Origin of the sequence: Microcoleus sp. B9-D4 (assembly GCF_036705105.1) — a bacterium.
Classification (GTDB): domain Bacteria; phylum Cyanobacteriota; class Cyanobacteriia; order Cyanobacteriales; family Microcoleaceae; genus Microcoleus.
In genome coordinates, this window is the sequence record NZ_JAUBTS010000022.1 from 85102 (window position 1) to 104341 (window position 19240).

Annotated in this window: 14 protein-coding genes and 1 pseudogene; 9 read left to right on the forward strand and 6 right to left on the reverse strand. The window is 46.3% G+C overall.

The window, feature by feature from the left end:
- Positions 1–307: 307 nt before the first annotated feature.
- The 7 genes from QUB24_RS15725 to QUB24_RS15755 all read left to right on the forward strand — a co-directional run bounded on the left by QUB24_RS15725 (position 308) and on the right by QUB24_RS15755 (position 10587).
- Entirely contained in the window at positions 308–3085 is a 2778-nt protein-coding gene (locus QUB24_RS15725; protein ID WP_333154065.1) for a phycobilisome rod-core linker polypeptide, read from the forward strand.
- Positions 3086–3319: 234 nt separating this feature from the next.
- On the forward strand, positions 3320–4612 hold the full coding sequence (locus QUB24_RS15730) for a protein kinase domain-containing protein (RefSeq protein WP_333154066.1): 1293 nt from the start codon (positions 3320–3322) through the stop codon (positions 4610–4612).
- Positions 4613–5165: 553 nt separating this feature from the next.
- Positions 5166–5447: a hypothetical protein gene (locus QUB24_RS15735; RefSeq protein WP_333154068.1), complete on the forward strand. Its 282-nt coding sequence runs from the start codon at positions 5166–5168 to the stop codon at positions 5445–5447.
- 755 nt (positions 5448–6202) lie between these two features.
- On the forward strand, positions 6203–6883 hold the full coding sequence (locus QUB24_RS15740) for a type 1 glutamine amidotransferase domain-containing protein (protein ID WP_333154069.1): 681 nt from the start codon (positions 6203–6205) through the stop codon (positions 6881–6883).
- A 524-nt stretch (positions 6884–7407) separates the two neighbouring features.
- Complete coding sequence (locus QUB24_RS15745; protein ID WP_333154070.1) at positions 7408–8772, forward strand: P-loop NTPase fold protein; 1365 nt, start codon at positions 7408–7410, stop codon at positions 8770–8772.
- Between the two features lie 226 nt (positions 8773–8998).
- Positions 8999–10048, forward strand: a complete 1050-nt coding sequence (locus tag QUB24_RS15750; RefSeq protein WP_333154071.1) for a shikimate dehydrogenase — start codon at positions 8999–9001, stop codon at positions 10046–10048.
- Between the two features lie 107 nt (positions 10049–10155).
- Entirely contained in the window at positions 10156–10587 is a 432-nt protein-coding gene (locus tag QUB24_RS15755; protein WP_015175619.1) for a hypothetical protein, read from the forward strand.
- 224 nt (positions 10588–10811) lie between these two features.
- Here the strand turns inward: QUB24_RS15755 and QUB24_RS15760 are convergent, their stop codons facing one another.
- From QUB24_RS15760 to QUB24_RS15770, 3 genes are all read right to left on the reverse strand, one after another.
- Positions 10812–11099: a YggT family protein gene (locus tag QUB24_RS15760; protein WP_333102770.1), complete on the reverse strand. Its 288-nt coding sequence runs from the start codon at positions 11097–11099 to the stop codon at positions 10812–10814.
- Between the two features lie 408 nt (positions 11100–11507).
- Positions 11508–11831, reverse strand: a complete 324-nt coding sequence (locus QUB24_RS15765; protein WP_333154072.1) for a hypothetical protein — start codon at positions 11829–11831, stop codon at positions 11508–11510.
- A 202-nt stretch (positions 11832–12033) separates the two neighbouring features.
- Positions 12034–12408, reverse strand: coding sequence for a YkgJ family cysteine cluster protein (locus tag QUB24_RS15770; protein ID WP_333154073.1), 375 nt, complete (start codon positions 12406–12408; stop codon positions 12034–12036).
- Between the two features lie 350 nt (positions 12409–12758).
- Between QUB24_RS15770 and psb30 the strand changes: the two genes are divergently transcribed.
- On the forward strand, positions 12759–12899 hold the full coding sequence (gene psb30, locus QUB24_RS15775) for a photosystem II reaction center protein Ycf12/Psb30 (RefSeq protein WP_333054512.1): 141 nt from the start codon (positions 12759–12761) through the stop codon (positions 12897–12899).
- Between the two features lie 121 nt (positions 12900–13020).
- Here the strand turns inward: psb30 and QUB24_RS15780 are convergent, their stop codons facing one another.
- Positions 13021–15168, reverse strand: coding sequence for a DHH family phosphoesterase (locus QUB24_RS15780; RefSeq protein WP_333154074.1), 2148 nt, complete (start codon positions 15166–15168; stop codon positions 13021–13023).
- A 366-nt stretch (positions 15169–15534) separates the two neighbouring features.
- Here QUB24_RS15780 and QUB24_RS15785 point away from each other — a divergent pair, with 366 nt between their 5' ends.
- The gene (locus tag QUB24_RS15785) at positions 15535–16440 is read left to right on the forward strand and encodes a bestrophin family ion channel (protein WP_333154075.1); all 906 of its coding nucleotides are present in this window, start codon (positions 15535–15537) and stop codon (positions 16438–16440) included.
- A 122-nt stretch (positions 16441–16562) separates the two neighbouring features.
- On the opposite strand, the gene lnt is transcribed toward QUB24_RS15785, so the two are convergent.
- Together lnt and QUB24_RS15795 are read right to left on the reverse strand one after the other, a co-directional pair.
- Complete coding sequence (gene lnt, locus QUB24_RS15790) at positions 16563–18368, reverse strand: apolipoprotein N-acyltransferase (RefSeq protein ID WP_445300413.1); 1806 nt, start codon at positions 18366–18368, stop codon at positions 16563–16565.
- A gap of 186 nt (positions 18369–18554) precedes the next feature.
- Positions 18555–19240 (reverse strand): annotated as a pseudogene (locus QUB24_RS15795) (photosystem II q(b) protein); the annotation flags it as partial.

The following is a 19240-nucleotide window of genomic DNA, read 5'->3' on the forward strand; positions in this document are numbered from 1 at the left end:
CTTTAATTCAAGGCACTGGCTGCGATCGCCCAAAGGCAACTCTCCTGCCGAGTCTTTTTTTCCACGGGTATGTCGGCGGAGTGCAGCGGAGGGAGTACCCCGTGCCTGCCTTCGGATCGGACATTTCCCCGCAGGCAGAAAGATGAAACCAAAACATTTTAATCTAAGAAAGTAAGCGCGCCCGAACCTCGTGACAGGTAAAGGCAAAAAGTAAACAAAGCAAAAATACCTACTTTGACCTGCATCAGAAGGCAAGGTTAGTCTGGTTAAATGCTGCAACGATTTAGATAGGGAGCGAAAGAGTCTAATGACTGTAAAAGCAAGTGGTGGAAGCTCGGTTGCGCGTCCGCAACTATATCAAACTGTACCGGTCGCAACAATTTCGCAAGCAGAACAGCAAGACCGCTTTCTACAGCGGGGCGAACTCAGCGAACTGGCAAGTTATTTCAGTTCCGGGGCTCTTCGGATCGATATCTCTGCGACGCTGACCCAAAACTCGGAACTGATAGTATCCCGCGCAGCCAACCGGATTTTTACCGGCGGTTCCCCGCTGGCATTTTTGGAAAGACCACAAGAACCTGCGATGGCTATGGCAGGTGCGGCTCGCGGCGGATCGGGCAATGTCTCTGAAGGCATGAAACTGGGAACTGTTACCTACGTTGAAGGTCGCGCAGGCGGCGGCAACGGCGGTGGCGGTGGCGGTGGTTTCTTGGGACTGGGAAATCTATTTTCTGGCAACGGTGGCGGCTACAGCGGCCCAATCCCAGCAGGATTTCAGCCGATCAATGTCTCGCGCTACGGCCCTGGCAACATGACCAAATCTCTGCGGGATTTGAGCTGGTTTTTGCGTTACATCACCTACGCGATCGTAGCTGGCGACCCGAACATTATTTCGGTGAACGTGCGCGGATTGCGGGAAATCATCGAAAATGCTTGCTCTTCGGCGGCCACAATTGTGGCAATGCAGGAAATGAAGGCTGCATCTTTGGGATATTTCAAAAACAATGCAGAGGCCGCGGCGATCGTCGGACAGTATTTCGACGTAGCAATTACCGAATTCAAAGCTCCCACACCTTCAGACAAGGTGCGGCAGCGCGAAAGCAACGACCAGCAAGGCTTACAACTGCCTCAAATTTACTTCAACGCAGCCGAGCGCCGATCGAAATTCGTCATGAAAACCGGTCTGTCTTCGGCCGAAAAGCTGGAAGTAATCAAAGCAGCTTACCGCCAAGTATTCGAGCGCGACATTAGCCGCGCATACAGCCAAAGCATTTCTGACTTGGAATCCAAGGTCAAAAATGGCGAAATCTCGATGAAAGAGTTTATTCGCCGCCTTGGCAAATCTCCTCTGTACCGTCAGCAATTCTACGAGCCGTTTGTCAACAGCCGCGCTGTAGAACTTGCCGCCCGCCACTTCCTCGGCCGCGGTTTGAGCTCGCGGGAGGAATTTAGCAAGTATTTTGCGATCGTCAGCAAAGGTGGCCTGCCAGCCCTTGTAGACGCGATGGTCTATTCCCAGGAATATTCCGACTACTTTGGCGAAGAAACAGTGCCTTACCTACGCGGTTTGGGCCAAGAAGCTCAGGAGTGTCGCAACTGGGGCCCGCAAATTGATTTGTTCAATTTCAGCGCTCCGTTCCGCAAGGTTCCTCAGTTCATCACCTTGTTTGCTGGCTACACCCAGCCTCTGCCAGACCAGCACGTTTACGGTGTTGGCAATGACCCCTTAGAAATTCAGTTCGGCGCGATTTTCCCGAAAGAAACTCGCAACCCCAAGAGCCGTCCGGCTCCCTTCGGCAAAGACACTCGCCGTATCCTGATCCGTCAAGGTGCAGGTATTGACAATCAGTTGAGCAATCCGGCGGCTCGCGGTGCTGCTCCAGGCTCTCTGGGCCCCAAGGTCTTTAAATTAGACCAGTTACCGAGCAACTATGTCGCTTCCAAGAAAACTGCCCGCGGTGTCTCTAGCAGCTACAGCAACGCTTCCAGTGTCAAATTTACCGAAAGTTCCACACAAGCGGTGATTCGGGCAGCTTACCTGCAAGTGTTCGGTCGCGACGTGTTCGACGGCCAGCGCCAAAAGGTGGCGGAAATTAAGCTGGAAAACGGCGAGATTCCGATGCGCGAGTTTATTCGGATGTTGGCGAAGTCTGACGTGTTCCGCAATATGTACTGGAGCAAGCTCTACGTTTGTAAGGCGATCGAGTACATTCACCGCCGACTCCTGGGACGCCCTACCTATGGCCGTCAGGAAATGAACGCTTACTTTGACATTTGTGCTAAGAAGGGTTTCTACGCGCTGGTCGATAGCATCATGGACAGCATGGAGTATAACGAAGCTTTTGGGGAAGATACAGTTCCCTACGAGCGCTATGTGACTCCCGGTGGTTTGTCGATGCGGACGATGCGATCGGGTTCCATCGCTGAGCAAAATGTCCAAGCTCAGACGCCCGAAACTCCTCGATTTATCGAACTCGGCACTGCGCTCGATCGGGGCGAATTCGAGTTACAAAATAGCCTCGCTCAAGGTGTCAGCAAGCGGCGCGAACAAACTAAGGTGTTCAAGCTGACGAATACTTCGGACAAAGTAGCTTTGAAAACTTTAATTCAAGCTGCTTACCGTCAAATTTTTGAGCGCGACATCAACCCGTATGTTGTGAAGAATGAATTCACGGCGCTCGAAAGCAAACTGGGCAACAATGAAATCAATCTCAAGGAGTTCATTGAGGCTTTGGGTTGCTCGTCGCTGTACGTCAAACAGTTCTACGCACCTTATCCCAATACTAAGGTGATTGAGTTGGGTACGAAGCACTTCTTGGGCCGCGCTCCCCGCAATCAAGCGGAGATTCGGACGTACAACCAAATCTTGGCAAGTAAAGGGATTAAGGGCTTTATCAACGCGATGTTGAACAGCGTTGAATATGCCGAGGCGTTTGGCGAGGATACTGTTCCTTACCGTCGCTTTCCGACTCTGCCTGCTGCGAATTTCCCGAATACCGAAAGGCTGTACAATCAACTCACTAAGCAGAATGGTGAGTTGGTGGTTCCAAGCTTTGAACCAGTAGCTGCTACTGACAGAAGCTAGATTGATTTGAGGTTTGAGATGTTAAATTAGTGCTAATTTAACATCTAACATTAAGGGAAGGGCTGGTGTAATTGCTAGCCCTTTTTTTATAGGATATTCACTTGGGGCGATAGAGGTCGCGGAGGATGGTGATTTTGTAGTAAGAGACTGGATATCGTTTCTTACATCCAAAATTTTTAAGTGTTTCCTCTAATAATTTGTGATTAATAAAAATAGACGGGTAAGGTTAGGAAAATGATCGGTAAAATACTGCAACAACGCTATCTCCTTAAAGAAAAATTAGGTTCGGGCGGTTTTGGCGAAACTTATCTAGCCGAATCCCCACAAAAACTCTCGGTTCCTCAGCGTAAATGCGTTGTTAAACTGCTAAAACCTAACAGAAAAGACGATTCAGATATGGTTGGCCGTTTTAAGCATGAAGCTGAAATTTTAATAACGCTTGGTAAGGAGCATGACCAAATTCCAAATTATATCGATTATTTTGAGGAAAATCAAGACTTTTATATTGTTCAGGAGTATATTGAAGGACATGACCTGAGAAACGAAATCACTGTCGGTAAACCCTGGAGTGAGGATGAGGTGATCGAACTGTTGCAAGGGGTGCTGAAAGTGCTGGCTTATGTACATGAGCAGGGTGTAATTCATAGAGATATCAAGCCCAGCAACATTATGCGACGATATTCAGATCATAAGCTAATCCTAATTGACTTTGGTGCTGCTAAAGAAGTGATTCCTGGGATAGAGAATATCTCCAGCACAATTGGGATTGGTACTCTCTCTTATATGCCGATTGAACAAATTGATGGCAACCCACAGTTGGCAAGCGATATCTATAGTTTAGGACGAATGGCAATCCAAGCTCTAACAGGGTTAGCAGTTGATCGAATTCCCAAACATAGTTGGTGCGAGCAGGTCAATGTCACCAAATGGTTAGCGGATATTTTGGCCAAAATGGTGCAGCATAATTTCCGCCACCGCTACAGAGATGCAACTGAAGCATTAAACGCCTTAAAACAGACTACAGCAGAATTAGAACCCCTGGATAATTTACCAGTACCATTTCAGGAATCTGGGAACTGGGGCTATGAAACTCGGACAGGTGAGGTAGTCATTCAGGCTCAATTTAGTTCAGCGCAAAAATTTTCCGAAGGGCTGGCAAGAGTTGGGCTAGGTTATCATGTTGGCTATATCGATCAAACAGGCAAAATAGTTATCCAACCTCACTATTTATGGGGCGGCAAATTTTGTGAAGGGCTAGCAAGGGTAAGAAGTGTTAATAAAACTTATGGTTACATCAATAAACAAGGTAATCCAATCAATAAAAAGTCCTTAGATGGGGCTTTAGACTTCTGCGAAGGAGTCGCCCCTGTGATGATAAATAATAAGTGGGGCTATATGAATCAGAAGGGTGAGATAGTTATCGAACCACAGTTTGATGAGGCAGAAAAATTTGATAACGGGCTGGCCAGGGTGAGAAATGGTTGGCAATCGCACACTATTGACAAAGCGGGCAATTTGATTGATTAGTGTGTAAAAATTAAGAAGTTTTCACATTTTCAAGAGTTCCTCAAGCATCATAAAAGTCGAATGGGAATGAACAACTATGGCTGGACTGATCAGAAAGTATAAACGAACTCATATTAATCAAGTTTTAGACATATTCAAAACCGTAGTAATTGGATTTGCCTATACTTGTGATCATAATTAGGATGCCTATGCAGTGATAGCGATCGCAGATGAGAATGATTGCGATTTTTTTGCTATAGCGTCGGCTGTGGTATAATAGAGTTTGTCTCGCACGCTGACTCAAAATATTATGTACACAAAGTTTTTATTAATGCTTGGATCTAGCTTGTTAGTTTGTGCTTTAAGTGGATATGGAAATTCTAATAAAACACAAAATACTCCCTAACATTCTAATATAGCAAACTCAACAAATATTCCCAGTTTTGTAAATACTTCTAATTCAACTTTAACATTCTCTTCCAATTCTAAAAATGTTGGATAAAATAATGTAAAATTAACGGGTAAGATTGTTTTTACTTGTGATTTAAAGAAAGAGGTAGTTGAAAAATTAGGTATGAAATATATTAAAGAAGTACCTAACGGCGCTTATGTAACTAATCTTTTTGGTGCAGGAGGAGCAGAAATCGTCGTTAAGAATAGTAAGGATAGTATTATTGGATTAGCCAAAGCAAATAGGGATGGCTCGTTTAATATACCTCTCACCAAAGATAATTTTTATAAAATTTCAATTAAGTGTAAATCAAAAAAGATAGAAAAGGTTTTGTCAATCAATGATTTGAATAATTTGGCAATAGATTTAGGAAGATTTTCGGGTAAAGAAATTTTGGATAAATAAAACAAAATAGTTTCTGGGATGATAATTTAATCTTGGCACACTCTCTACTTGTAGATGGAGGATCTGAAGTTCGCAGCGAATCCGATCGCCGGCTTGAGATTATTCGCGATCGGGCGATCGATGCGGGTTCGTAGTGAGGACGAAGAGTCCTTCTTCTGTCAAGGACTAAGAAATACACTGAAATTAGGTTAGGGATGGTTTAATTTGACTGTTCAGTCGGTTTTTAACCGACTTGAGCTATGAGACGGGGATTTCAATCCCCGGCGGAGTGGAGGCACAACAGATCGCACTTTTGGGGCGATCGGGGTCCATCGGTAGGTAGGAGAGTCCGACAGGGATTGAAATCCCTGTCTCATAGCTCAAGTCCACTTAAGTGGACTAATGAGTTTAAAATTTCTCGTTGCAAGGCTCTGCTTGGGAACGCAGATCCAGAGGCTCTGCCTCGTGTTTATATATTTATTGAAATTGATAAAATTATAACATCAGTTGGATTTTTGGCAACTGTCTTTCTTTCAGAGGCTTCGGCAATAGGACTTCGGCAAAGCCTATGTGTCATTCTGATCCTTCACAAGGTTCAGGACTGCGAAGAATCTCGGAGATTCTTCGCTTCGCTCAGAATGACAGTGGTTAGGTCGGAATGACGGTGGCTATAAATTTATTTATACTTACACGAAACTTTCATAATTTGTATTTTAGATAAATTCGCTCTAGGATGAAAATAACAGGCACAAAGACACCCGCAAAAGGAATAGACTATGACTACCCAAAAAGTTCTGATTGTTTTAACCAGCCACGATACACTGGGCGACACTGGTAAAGAAACGGGTTTTTATCTCCCAGAGGTGACGCATCCCTTGGACGCATTTACTAAAGCGGGATTAACGGTAGATTTTGTCAGCCCCAAAGGCGGCAAAGCTCCAATGGTTGGGGTTGATTTAGAAGACCAGCTAAATAAGGCTTTTTTAGAGGATTTGCAACAGGTTGCGCGAGTGGAAAATACGCTCAATCCTGCACAAATTGACCCCGCAGAATATAGCGCTATTTTCTACGCTGGGGGACACGGTACAATGTGGGATTTTGCGGATAACCAGGAACTTGCCGGGATTGCTGCTGCTATTTACGAAGCAGGTGGCGTTGTGGGTGCTGTCTGTCACGGGCCGGCGGCATTAATTAATATTAAGTTGTCTGATGGTGAGTACCTGGTTGCAAATAAGACTGTGGCTGCTTTTACTAATGAAGAGGAAGCCGCTGTGGGATTGACTGAAATAGTGCCGTTTTTGCTGGAGTCAAAATTAATTGAACGCGGGGCTAATTTTACGAAAGTTCCTAATTTTGAAGTTTGCGTTGTTGCGAGCGAGAGGCTCGTCACAGGCCAAAACCCTGCTTCGGCAGCAGGTGTCGGTCACAAAATGGTAGAATTGCTCAAAAATAAGTAGGTCGCTCTAATTAAATGTAAAACGCTTTTCTATTAGAGCCCCGACTTCTTAAAGAAGTCGGGGCTCTGGGTATATCGATCTAACACCGACCCTTTTTGTATTCGGTTAACCGTACTCAAATAGCAACTGTGATCCGAGAACATTACTGCCAAATTTTCGTCTGTGATGCCAATGAAGTCGCGCTCGCTGTACGAGGATAAATTACTTATTTATGGGGGTATTAGTGACTTCCATTCATTCCCTCTAGGCACAAAATAGGTATAATTGGTGAGTGCGTATGATGATAAAAGTTTAAAAAAAGAATAGCCAGGGAGGGAAGAACCCAAACCCGATAGTGATGAGTCATTACCCATCTAAAATCTAAAATCTAAAATCTAAAATCTAAAATCTAAAATTGTATGAGCTACATCAAGATATTGACCGCAAAATAAAACAGCCGAATAAACGGGCCACTTGTTCTGATTAGTAAAGTAGCGAAACGAATAAGGTATTAGGGCATAATGTTGTGAAAGATGGAACAGGGTATGGAACTAAATTTACAGAAATTTTATAGCGCCTGCAATCCCAGCTACACCCTGGCAGTAGCAAATCAAAAAGACCGACAATACTATATCGATTTCTCATCAGTGCGGGGCGGCACAATCGTCGAACAATTGGAGCGCACCATCAGCCGTCTGTCCCCGGATGCACCTACCTGTCAATTATTCACCGGTCACATCGGCTCTGGTAAATCAACAGAATTGCTGCGGCTGCAAGCTCAATTGCAGCAACAAGGATTTCATGTTGTTTACTTTGAGTCGAGTAAAGACTTAGACATGGCAGATGTAGATATCACTGACATTTTGTTGAGCGTTGCTCGTCAGGTGAGCGAAAGCATTGAGAAAATGAAAATCAAGCTGCAACCGACGGGTTTTAAAGCTTTGCTCAAAGGGGTTGCTGATGTTTTTCAAACTCAAATAGACTTGAGCGCTGAAGCTAATTTCCCTGGTTTTGGGGAAATAAATGCCAGCACGGAGGGAGAATTTTCTCTGGCGTTGGGAATTGGGAAAATTACTGCTAAGGCGAAAGATGCTCCGAATCTGCGATCGGAGTTGAGGCAATATTTGGAGCCGCGAACTAACGTAATTTTAGATGCGCTTAATAAGGAGTTGCTGGAGCCGGCTAATCAAGAACTCAAACGCCAAGGGAAACAAGGACTTGTAGTAATTATCGACAATCTCGATCGCATACACCTGTGTGCGAAACCGACGGGGCGGCTGCAGCCGGAATACCTGTTTGTCGATCGCGGCGAACAGTTGGCAAGACTAAATTGCCACGTCGTGTATACAATTCCTTTGGTGCTGATTTTCTCTAACGATTTGGGCCAGTTGACCAATCGATTTGGGGTAGATCCGAAGGTTTTGCCGATGGTGCCGGTGCAGTTGAGCGACGGTTCTGAGTGCTCTGAGGGTGTGGAATTGCTGCGGCAGATGGTTCTGGCGCGGGCCTTTCCCACAGTGCACCCTTCGCAGCGCTATGCTTTGGTAGGCAAAGTTTTCGACTCTGCGGAAACTCTCGATCGCCTGTGTCGAGTCAGCGGCGGTCATGTCCGCAATTTGCTGCAACTACTGTATGGCTGTCTGCAGAAACAAGACCCTCCTCTGTCGCGGGAAACTTTGGAAAATGTGATCGTCCAGCGCCGCCACCAGCTTACTTTGGCGATCGAACCCGATGAGTGGAAATTGCTGCGCCAAGTATCCGCTACCAAAACTGTGAACGGGGAAACTAAATACCAAATATTGCTGCGGAGTCTCTGGGTGTTTGAATACCGTTACGGCGAAGATTATTGGTTTGATGTCAATCCGATTTTGGCTGACGCCAAAGAGTTTCGGGAAACAGTTGACAGTTGACAGTTGACAGTTGACAGTTGACAGTTGACAGTTGACAGTTGACAGTTGATGGTTGAAATCGCTCTTCGGTCAAACGAAGTTCACTTCTAGCGGACTAAAGAATAAGGGCGTTATTGTAGCAGGATGTGCTATGAAAACTAACAAAAGTCAACAGTCAACAGTCAACAGCATTGCCCGATCAACAGTCAACCGTTAACAGTCAACAGTCAACAGTCAACTAACAAAAATGATTAAAGGCACTACTAAACTGTTGGGAGTAATTGGTCATCCCGTCGAACATTCTCTGTCGCCGGCGATGCACAATGCTGCTATTTCCCACTTGGGAGTCGATTTTGTTTACTTGCCGTTTCCGGTAAAACCAGAGGATTTAAAAGCTGCTCTTGCAGGATTTGCGGCGATCGGCGTTCGGGGATTTAGCATCACGATTCCGCACAAACAAGCAATCCTACCGCTGTTGTCGGAAGTTTCCCCGATCGCCCGATCGATCGGCGCAGTCAATACCGTATACCTGACTGACAAAGGTTGGTGCGGCACAAATACTGACGTTGAAGGCTTTCTCGCGCCGCTGCAAACCCCCCCAACCCCCCCTTACCAAGGGGGGGCTAAAGACGCGACCTCTGGCTTAGAAACGGGCAATACGGCTGTCGAATCCTGTCCCCCCCCTTACAAAGGGGGGGCTGTCGAATCCTGTCCCCCCCCTTACCAAGGGGGGGCTGTCGAATCCTGTCCCCCCCCTTACCAAGGGGGGGCTAGGGGGGGTTCCGATTGGAGTCAGAAAGTAGCGGTAATTTTGGGGAATGGCGGGGCTGCGAGAGCTGTTGTGGCTGGATGCGCTCAATTGGGATGTGCCCAGATTCACGTTGTCGGCCGCAGCGAACAAAATTTAGGGGAATTTCAGCAGAGTTGGGTCAATTCTCCGATGCCCGTGCAGAATTTGCAGGTTCATACTTGGGATAATTTGTCAAGCTTAATCTCGCAGGCAGATTTGCTGGTGAACACAACGCCTGTGGGGATGTATCCGCAGGGGGAAAAGTCGCCGGTTGCGGCTGGTGCGCTCGATCGAATTTCCGCAGGTGCGATCGTCTATGATTTAATTTACACCCCTAATCCTACCAAGTTTCTCAAAGACGCACAGCTTCGGGGAGCGCGAGCTATTGACGGACTCGAAATGCTAGTTCAACAAGGAGCAGCCGCCTTAAAAATTTGGCTCAACAAAGAATCCGTCCCAGTCGATGTGATGCGCCAAGCCTTGCGACAGCATTTAGGTCTAGATTAATGCCATTTCTTAAAAAACTAGCTGTAGTTTTCAGAATTCCTATAAGGAGGAATTTGAGGCCCAATTCGCGCTAAGCTGAGAATTAAAATATACTTGCCCCGCAATTTATGAAATTTCGAGCTATCAGCCTTTTTTTTGCTACTTGCCTAATCGGAATTTTTAGTTTGGTATTCACTCCACCTGCTTGGGCTCTGACGCAGATTAAACTTTCCGACCTTTCTTATCGCGAATGTCCCGCCGAAATGGGAGAAGGAACAGTCACCAGTGGCAGTTCTATGGAAGCTAACTGCTTTTTGATTACTGGGAAAGCTGAAAATAGTACCGGCAAACCCGTTGTCAATGCCGATATTTTCGGCCGCATTTATGATGCCGACGACAATCCGGTGATGCAAAACCGGACTCGCTTGGGTTCTATAGAAGAAGTTCCTCCAGGAGTTAGCGATTTTCAGCTCAGAATTTCCGTTGCAGCCAATCAACGAACACCTTTGAAACTCAAGCAATTTAAAGCTACAGGTTTTACTGGCGTGGTTCGCCGCTAACAAAACTCTTGGAGATTTTGGGTTGGCAGCCCGTGAAATTGCGATGCAGTTTTCGATTTTCGATTGTTGAGTGGCCGGCAATTTCTCATTTCTAATTTACGATGAACTCCCCAGCTTTTCAACCGGGGAGTTTATCTAAAAATGTCAAATCTAAAATTTAGTTGTCGGCCGCTATGTCGGCCAAACAATTTACGCTAGATGCTTAAAAACTTAAGCTTTTCAAACTACAAGGATGTTTGCAAGCTGGTCAAAAGACCGATCAAGAATTCCGAGCCGAACTGCAGTACAAAAAACGCAATCAGTGGCGAAAAGTCAATCCCTCCCAAGGGGGGGATAATCGAGCGGAATAGATTGAGGTAAGGATCTGTTAACTGACTCAAAATTGAAAACGGGGGGTCGTACCAATTGATGTTAGGGAACCAGCTTAACAGCACCCGAATAATCATCAGGGCTACATAGATTTGCAGAAATGTGGACAGCGTGGTTGCCAAAAGGCCTATGGAAGAACTCATAAATTTTGCTTGTAGTTTGAGTAAAGTTTACAGACACTTTAACTTAAAGTTTAGCATAGGTGGGGGAGAGAGAGGGGGAGAGGGCCGGGCTGTTTCATTCTCTTGTAGGGGCAATCCCTCGTGAAGAGCCCCTATATCTGAAACCCCGATGCGCTCGTCTATGGGCCAGGGCGGGCACTCTTGGCACCGCCCCTACAAAATCTTGGTTTTTCTGATAATCAAACCGCCCTGGGGGAGAGGGGGAGCATCAGGCTGTTTACGGGCGGGCAGGATAGGATGCCCAACCCCTACTCCCCACAATAAAATTCACTGTTTGTGGAACAGGCCCAAAAGCCAGTTGTTGAGAATAGCGCAAGATGTTAGTAGCCCCCATTGATCTGCCAGACTAATCTAAAATTTTAAATGGATTCAGGAGTCTTGGGCGATCGAACCCTCGCTGTTGTGCTGCTGCGCGTTGCCGTTTACGTCGCCGAGTTGCAGCCGCACGTCATCTATTGCCTGATTTAGCTGGGCAATTTTATCTTCTAAACTCAGCCTTGCTACTTCCATCCCTTCGGCTTCGAGTTGGCTGGCTTTCCTCTGGCGGATTTTTCTGGTTTTTGCGTCTGAAGGTTCACTCAGCAAAGCTTCAGCAGCGCGCCGCGACAGCACCGCGCCTAAAACTGCACCCACCAAGCCACCAACTGCAGCTCCGGCAATAAATCCCCCTGTAAAACCCTCTCGATTACTCATAGCTCAACTCAACTGCGCGATATTTCCTTGATTTGTTTATTTTGACACTCTCCCGGTGAGAAACCAGGAGATTGTTAGTTGTTGTCAGGTAGGCGTTGCACAATTTGAGGAGGATGGTTGTGGGGTGTCCCGCCTGCTGTGAAAATACACGCCTTCGGGCTACGAGATCCCATCCGACAAAACAATCAAAATCATCCCGCAATTATGCAACACCGTCAGGTAAGGCGAGAATTCCGACTTCAGAGTTAAAGCGGATCATTTCCAAAGATCGATCGCCATAAAGATCTTCAATGTGCTCCAAGCAGCACTCGATCGCGAAATCGTTCAATTCAGTCGGCTCAACCCCGTACATTTCCTCAAACACCTCTGAGTCTACCCGACAAAAGCGCGGTCGATCGGCATAAATTCCGCATTCTCTGGTGGTTTTGTCAAAATTTATACACCAACCGTCCTCTCCGACTAAGCTCAAATAAAGCGCTAATTCGTCTTCAGATAAATACTCGTCTAAGTCTGGGCGCTCTGTTGGGTCGAGGTAACAACAAGCACCGCACTGCTTTACGCAACGCCAAGTAGCCATAGTTTGATTTTAGATTTTAGATTTTAGATTTTAGATTTTAGATTCGGAGCATTATGTGGAAAATGCCAAACTTTAGGAGACTAAAGCTCTTCAAGTATATCAATTGCCAGCGCCGGAGGCGGATATCCCGAAGGGGCGGTTCGATTTTAGATTTGAGATTTTAGATTGGGGGGACTTGCCGGGAAGGGGCATCAAGTCCCTGGTTTCCTGTGACTGAGAGGTTGATCGTAGTTTACATTTTGTTGAATTTTGTAAACTTCCTTAAAAAATAGGGTCGATCGCCCGGTAAAATCAGAAGCGGATTTTCTAATTCAACAATCTAGACTTAATCACTACAGTCAGGAGGACACATGGACTTTATAACCGATCTTTTCAGTGGTATGGGTGGTGTAGACTACCAACTCATTGTTCAGGTAGCTTTACTCGCAGCCGTCGTACTTTCTGGCCCGATCGTGATTTTTCTCTTGGCAGCTAAAGGCGGCGACCTGTAATTATAGCACGCTAGGCGGCGATCGAGAGTTGGGAGTTTTGAGTTTTAAATTAGGCAAAATTCACAACGCTCGATCGCCAATTTTCCCAGCAGCACGAGCTTTCTTATGAAATACTGAGTTATCAAATACCAAGGGCGTGTTTAGCAGTTTGAATCAAATTCTCAAAAAAAGGTAGAGATACATCGACTTCTCTAGCATCTTTGCGGGAGTTGCCTAACAAACCGATGTTTTGTCCGGGTGCAACAGCCAAAACTTGTCCTTGAGAGTTGCGAATTCTCAATTCCTCGATCGAGCCGGCGGGAGACAGACTGCAAGAATAAGTGCGATCGCAATAATCAAACTCAACTTTTCCGAACCTCGGCGGCCTGGAAGTAGCAGCATTTGCCGGTAGCCGGACACCCAACAATTCTAACTCAACCGATGTCTTGCCATTAAAACTATTTTCCCGCAATCGGTAAGCAATATCAACCCGCCGAGGCAAAGGAAAATATTCCCCCCAACGCCAAGCAATCGCCTTCACACTAGCCGATACATTTCCATCTTGAGTTGCAGTTAGTTTAACGTGACCTCCTTTACCAACAATTTTCTGTTCAGTTATGCAAACATTAGGCGTCCAAAATACAGGAGCCTTATTTTCAATCCCGCAAGGTTCCAGAGCATCAATTTGTCTGTAAAGGTCAAGATTAATCTCAGCCAAATCGGCCTGCACATCAACTGAAACCAGCGGCTTAAGGTGTTCCGGCTGCAAACATTGATTGGCAAAAATTGACAATTGATTGCGGAATTGTTCGAGATTATCAGCAGGCATAGAAAAACCGCCAGCCGCTTTGTGTCCGCCAAATTTAGTTAATAAATCCGCGCAAAAATTCAGCCCGTCAAATACATTAAACTCAGGAATTCCCCTCGCCGAACCCCGGACAATTTTAGCGGGCGGGGACGGGGGCACGGAGGAGGATGAGGTTGTAGGGGCGGTGCCCCCGTGCCCGCCCTCATCCTCAAAAGTACCAATAAACACAGGTACGCCGTAGCGTTCCACCAACCGAGAAGCTACAATCCCGATCACCCCGTGGTGCCAACCCGGTTGCACGACAACTAAAACTCGTTCTTGCTGCAAGTCTATCGCCCTTTTCTCGCACCAAGCGATGGCTTCCTGCTCAATTTCCTGGCACAACTCCTGCCTACGCTGATTGATTTGTTCGCACTGCATCGCGTTTTTAAGAGCCAATTCGCGATCGTCCGTAGTCAGCAACTCTATCACAATTTGAGGGTCAGCCAGCCGCCCCACAGCATTAATCCGGGGGCCAAGCCTAAAACCAATATCTTCAGGCTTTAACGTATTTTGAGTAGGGGCGGTGCCCCCGTGCCCGCCCTTGAGTTTTGAGTTGAGAATAGGTAAACTTTCCCCACTTGCCGGCTGGACTCCAGCCACCTGAATCAAAGCCTGAATACCCGCCAATTGCGAGAGAGGCAACAGCCGCAAACCCCGCTTTACCCAGCGCCGATTAACTCCTGTCAAAGGTGCTAAATCCGCAATAGTTCCTAAAGTAAATAACTCCAGCAGCGGATTCACCAACCCGCCCACTTTCTGCATATCTTGAGCCAAAGTAATCGCCAAAACATAAGCAACGCCTACGCCTGCCAAACCGCGATAAGGGGAAGATTCTGCAATTAATTTCGGGTTGAGAATAGCATCTGCCGGCGGCAGTTTTGGGGGTAAATCGTGGTGGTCTGTAATAATAACTTTAACACCGAGTTCTCGCGCTCTAGCAACCGGGCCGTAGGCGGCAATTCCGTTGTCAACCGTGAGAATGAGAGCGACACCTTCCGAGTGAAATTCTTCTACAATGCGATCGTTAATCCCATAACCTTCTCGCATCCGGCTGGGAATAGCATAATCCACATTCGCCCCCAGAACCCTGAGAGCTCGCAGCAACAAAGCCGTGCTCGTCATCCCGTCAGCATCGTAGTCGCCGCAAATCGCAATTTTTTGCCCTCCCGAAATCGCCTCCCGCAACAATTTGACACTCGCAGCCAAATCTGGAAACTCATCCATTGGCGCGGGCAAAACCAGAGATTCCGGTTCGATAAACCCTTGCACTTCTTTAACCGAATCGATGCCCCGGTTAATCAGCACCTGGGCCAGCAAAGGAGACAAAGCGATTTCTGCGGCAAACTGTTCGGCTTGCTGTGTTTGAGGCGAATAAATTTGCCACCGTTGGTTTGGCAATCGGTGAAAATGCGGGGGCACAGATGTCGGTAGCTCTTGCACGGAATCTGAGGTTTAAAGATACATGATTAATCTTACCGAATTAAGTGCATCAGTCAATCCATTTTAGATTTTAGATTGTAGATTTTAGATTGATGCTGATGAGTTTTTTGGGTAAAATCCAAAAGTTGTTTGTAGGAAAGCTTTTTCGGAAGCTCTCACCGCACCCAAATAGGGATATAAGCCCTGACAGCAGTCGTGGAGACCAAAAAATTTTAGACCAAAGTTTAAACGCCCCAGATTTATCTGTGGAGTCAATCTAAAATCTCGAATCTCAAATTGACTAGCGGGAGCTGCAGAACTAAATGTAGCAGGCATTTGCGCTGCCCGCCCTAGGGCGCAGACTACTAATTTAATGAGGAGACTTGCATGAGTGGCGATCGACCACCTTGGTTTAAAATTGCATTACAGGTTCGGGGGTCTGTCATTCCCTCAATTTTGCCCCGCGTTTTGCTGTGCGGCGGCTTTGGAGTTTTTATTTCCCTGCTGCACTTTTTTAAGTGGCCGGTTTCCTTACCAATTTTGTCGAGTATTGTACCCAGTATTGTCCTCGGTTTACTGTTAGTTTTTCGGACAAATACAGCCTACGAAAGATTTTGGGACGGTCGAAAAATGTGGGGAACTTTAGTCAACAACGTCCGCAATTTGGCGCGCCAAATCTGGGTAGCAATTGAGGAAAAAGACCCGCAGGATATCGAACTAAAAAAGTCAGTCCTGCGCCTGTTACCCGCCTTTGCAGTGGCCCTTAAACTGCACTTGCGGCAAGAATCAGTCAATCCAGAGTTGGAGCCGTTAATGTCCCCAGCGCAGTACCAAAAGCTCAAGTCGATGAACAATCCGCCTCTAGAAATTGCCTTTTGGATTGAGGATTACTTGCACGAGCAGTATGAGGGCAATTGCGTTGATGTCTATCAGTTAACTGCTATGAAGGAGTTGATCAACTCTATGATTGATGTATTAGGCGGCTGCGAGCGGATTTTGAAGACGCCTATCCCTTTGGCTTACGCGATTCACCTGAAACAACTATTGTTGCTTTACTGTTTGGCACTGCCCTTTCAAATGGTGAAAGATTTGGGTTGGGGAACAGGCTTAGTTGTGGCTTTAATTAGTTTTACTTTGTTCGGTATCGAAGAAATCGGCATTGAAATAGAAAATCCCTTCGGGCACGATGACAATGATTTGCCTTTGGACAATATTTGTGCTGCCATGCAGCGCAATATCGACGATTTAATTTCTTTATCTCCTAGCGTTCATGAACACGTGAAAGATAAGTAGAGTCATTAATCATTGGTCATTAGTCATTAGTGAACTGTAGGGGCGGGTTCACCAATAATCCTCACAGTGCAAACAGATTTAATAAACCCGCCCCCGCCCCACCCTAAAACTCTTTACTAACGTTAATTTCTAACAATAAACCGCATTAACCCAGCCAATACTAACAATAAAGGCGTCAGCCAATCTCCCCACCGCACGTACCAAGTCAGAGTTTGTCGCCGATAAATAGTAGCATCTCGGACTTCATAGGTATTAATTCCCGACTTCCAAACCGTCTCGCCGCGAGGATTTACAAAAGCAGAGTAACCCGTATTAGTTGCGATAACTGCCCATCTATCAGTTTCAATTGCCCGCATCACATCTAGAGCATGATGTTGATCCAACATGGGCGGTTTGTAATGGGCATTGTTGGAAGCGGTGAGCATAAATTCGCCTCCATTCGCCGCCTGATATCGGAAAATTTCAGCAAACGCCGAATCGTAACAAATTCCGACAATGGCGCGGCCAAACGGCGTATCAAACAATTGTTTAGAATTGCCTGGTACTAAATGAGCATCTAAGGGCGAAAGCCGATTAATAATCCCGCCTAAGATTTCGTAAAAAGGGATATATTCCCCTAAAGGCACTAGCTTTAGTTTATCGTAGCGGCCGATAATTTCTCCCGTGCGATCGATCGCCAATAAGCTATTAGTGATACTATTCTCTTGCTGTCCGAATCCTCCAACCCAAGCCACAACGCCGCGTTCGAGAATAGCTTGGTAAAAGGAAAGAGTAGAACGCTGATACTCGTTTGTCCAGATAAAAGGCAACGCTGTCTCTGGAATTAACACAGCATCGACTTTCCTGTCGGCTAACTGTTTGTATCCAATGGTGTAACCTTCCAAAGCGCGCGCCCAACCCGCTGAGTCAAACTTAATCTCGTTAGGAATGTTGCCTTGAATAATGCCAATTTTTAAAGCGGTTGCAGCTTCTTGATTCAAAGGGCTGGTGTATAAGCTCCATCCTGCAATATGCAAAATTAAACACAAACTCGCAGGCAAAATATAAGCAATCCAATTCTTCCTTCTTCCTTCTTCCTTCTTCCTTCTTCCTTCAAGAAAAGCTTCGGCGATTAAGCCATTTACTGCTACAATAGCGGCGGTTACTGCGCTGGGCCCGGAGAGTTGACCGAGGTGTAATATTGCTAAATTGTGGGGGCTTTGCGTATATGATAGGGATGTCCACCACAGCGAACCTGTACTCCAAATACTTTCTAAGGCACACCACAAAGCTGTGCCAATTAAAACGCGAGTTAATGCTGAAAATTTAGAGCTACCCCCCCCAGCCCCCCCTTGTAAAGGGGGGGAGTTAAGAAGAATAAGATCGGAGCTACCCCCCCCAGCCCCCCCTTGTAAAGGGGGGGAGTTAAGAATAAGATCGGAGCTACCCCCCCCAGCCCCCCCTTGTAAAGGGGGGGAGTTAAGAATAAGATTTGGATTTTTTCCGGGTAAAGTTAGGGAGTTGAGAATTACAAATAGCCACGCCCAAACGGCGACTAATGCGGCTCCCCAGAGGGTGATGAATGCCCAGCAAAAAAGTGCGATCGCCAAACTCGGCCACCAAGGAACTCCCAACCAAGTCATCGGGTGAATTCCCATAATCCAAGATAAAGCTAATCCGTGATAGCCAATTCCCCAGAGTGAAGGAAGAAGGAAGAAGGAAGAAGGAAGAAGGAAGAATTTTTGTTGTTTTACTTCTTGCTTTGGTCTTTCATAACTAACAACCAAAATCCAGAGGGGAACTAGGGCTACCCAAGCCAATAGCCAAGCATTTACTGGTGCGGTTGTCAATGCCATCAAAATGCCGCTGAAAAGTGCGATCGCCCAGGCTAATGTTTTGGATTTATGAACCACGAGTTTTTCAAATTTGTGCCTGTTAAATATCGCCACTTTGATAATTGCCAAAAATAATAATTCTTAATCAATATATCAGATCGATCGGGAAGAAGGAAGCTCGGAAACCCGCAGTGTATGGGATTTAACGGATTTAACAGAAAAAAATATCTCAAATTCTAGTTGCCCAAACAAAAAGCGCCCCTATTTCTAGGAGCGCTTTTTGTTAATCAAAAGCTAAATTTAGCCGTTGATGGAAGGAGCAACCATTGCTACTGGGGTGACTTCACCGGCGGCCAAATCAAGCGGGAAGTTGTGAGCATTGCGCTCGTGCATTACTTCCATACCCAAGTTAGCGCGGTTGATGACATCAGCCCAAGTATTGATGACACGACCTTGCGAGTCGATAACCGATTGGTTGAAGTTGAAACCGTTGAGGTTAAACGCCATCGTGGAAATACCCAAAGAGGTAAACCAGATACCGACAACTGGCCATGCACCTAACAAGAAGTGCAAAGAACGGCTGTTGTTAAAGCTCGCGTATTGGAAGATTAACCGACCGAAGTAGCCGTGGGCTGCGACGATGTTGTAGGTTTCTTCTTCTTGACCGAATTTGTAACCGTAGTTCAAAGATTCAGTTTCGGTTGTTTCGCGAACCAAAGAAGATGTTACCAAGGAACCGTGCATGGCGGAGAACAGAGCACCGCCGAAGACACCAGCAACTCCCAACATATGGAAGGGGTGCATCAGGATGTTGTGCTCGGCTTGGAACACGATCATGAAGTTGAATGTGCCGGAGATACCCAAGGGCATACCGTCAGAAAAGGAACCTTGTCCAATTGGGTAGATCAAGAATACTGCGGTGGCTGCTGCAACTGGTGCAGAGTAAGCGACGCAGATCCAAGGACGCATACCTAAGCGGTAGGACA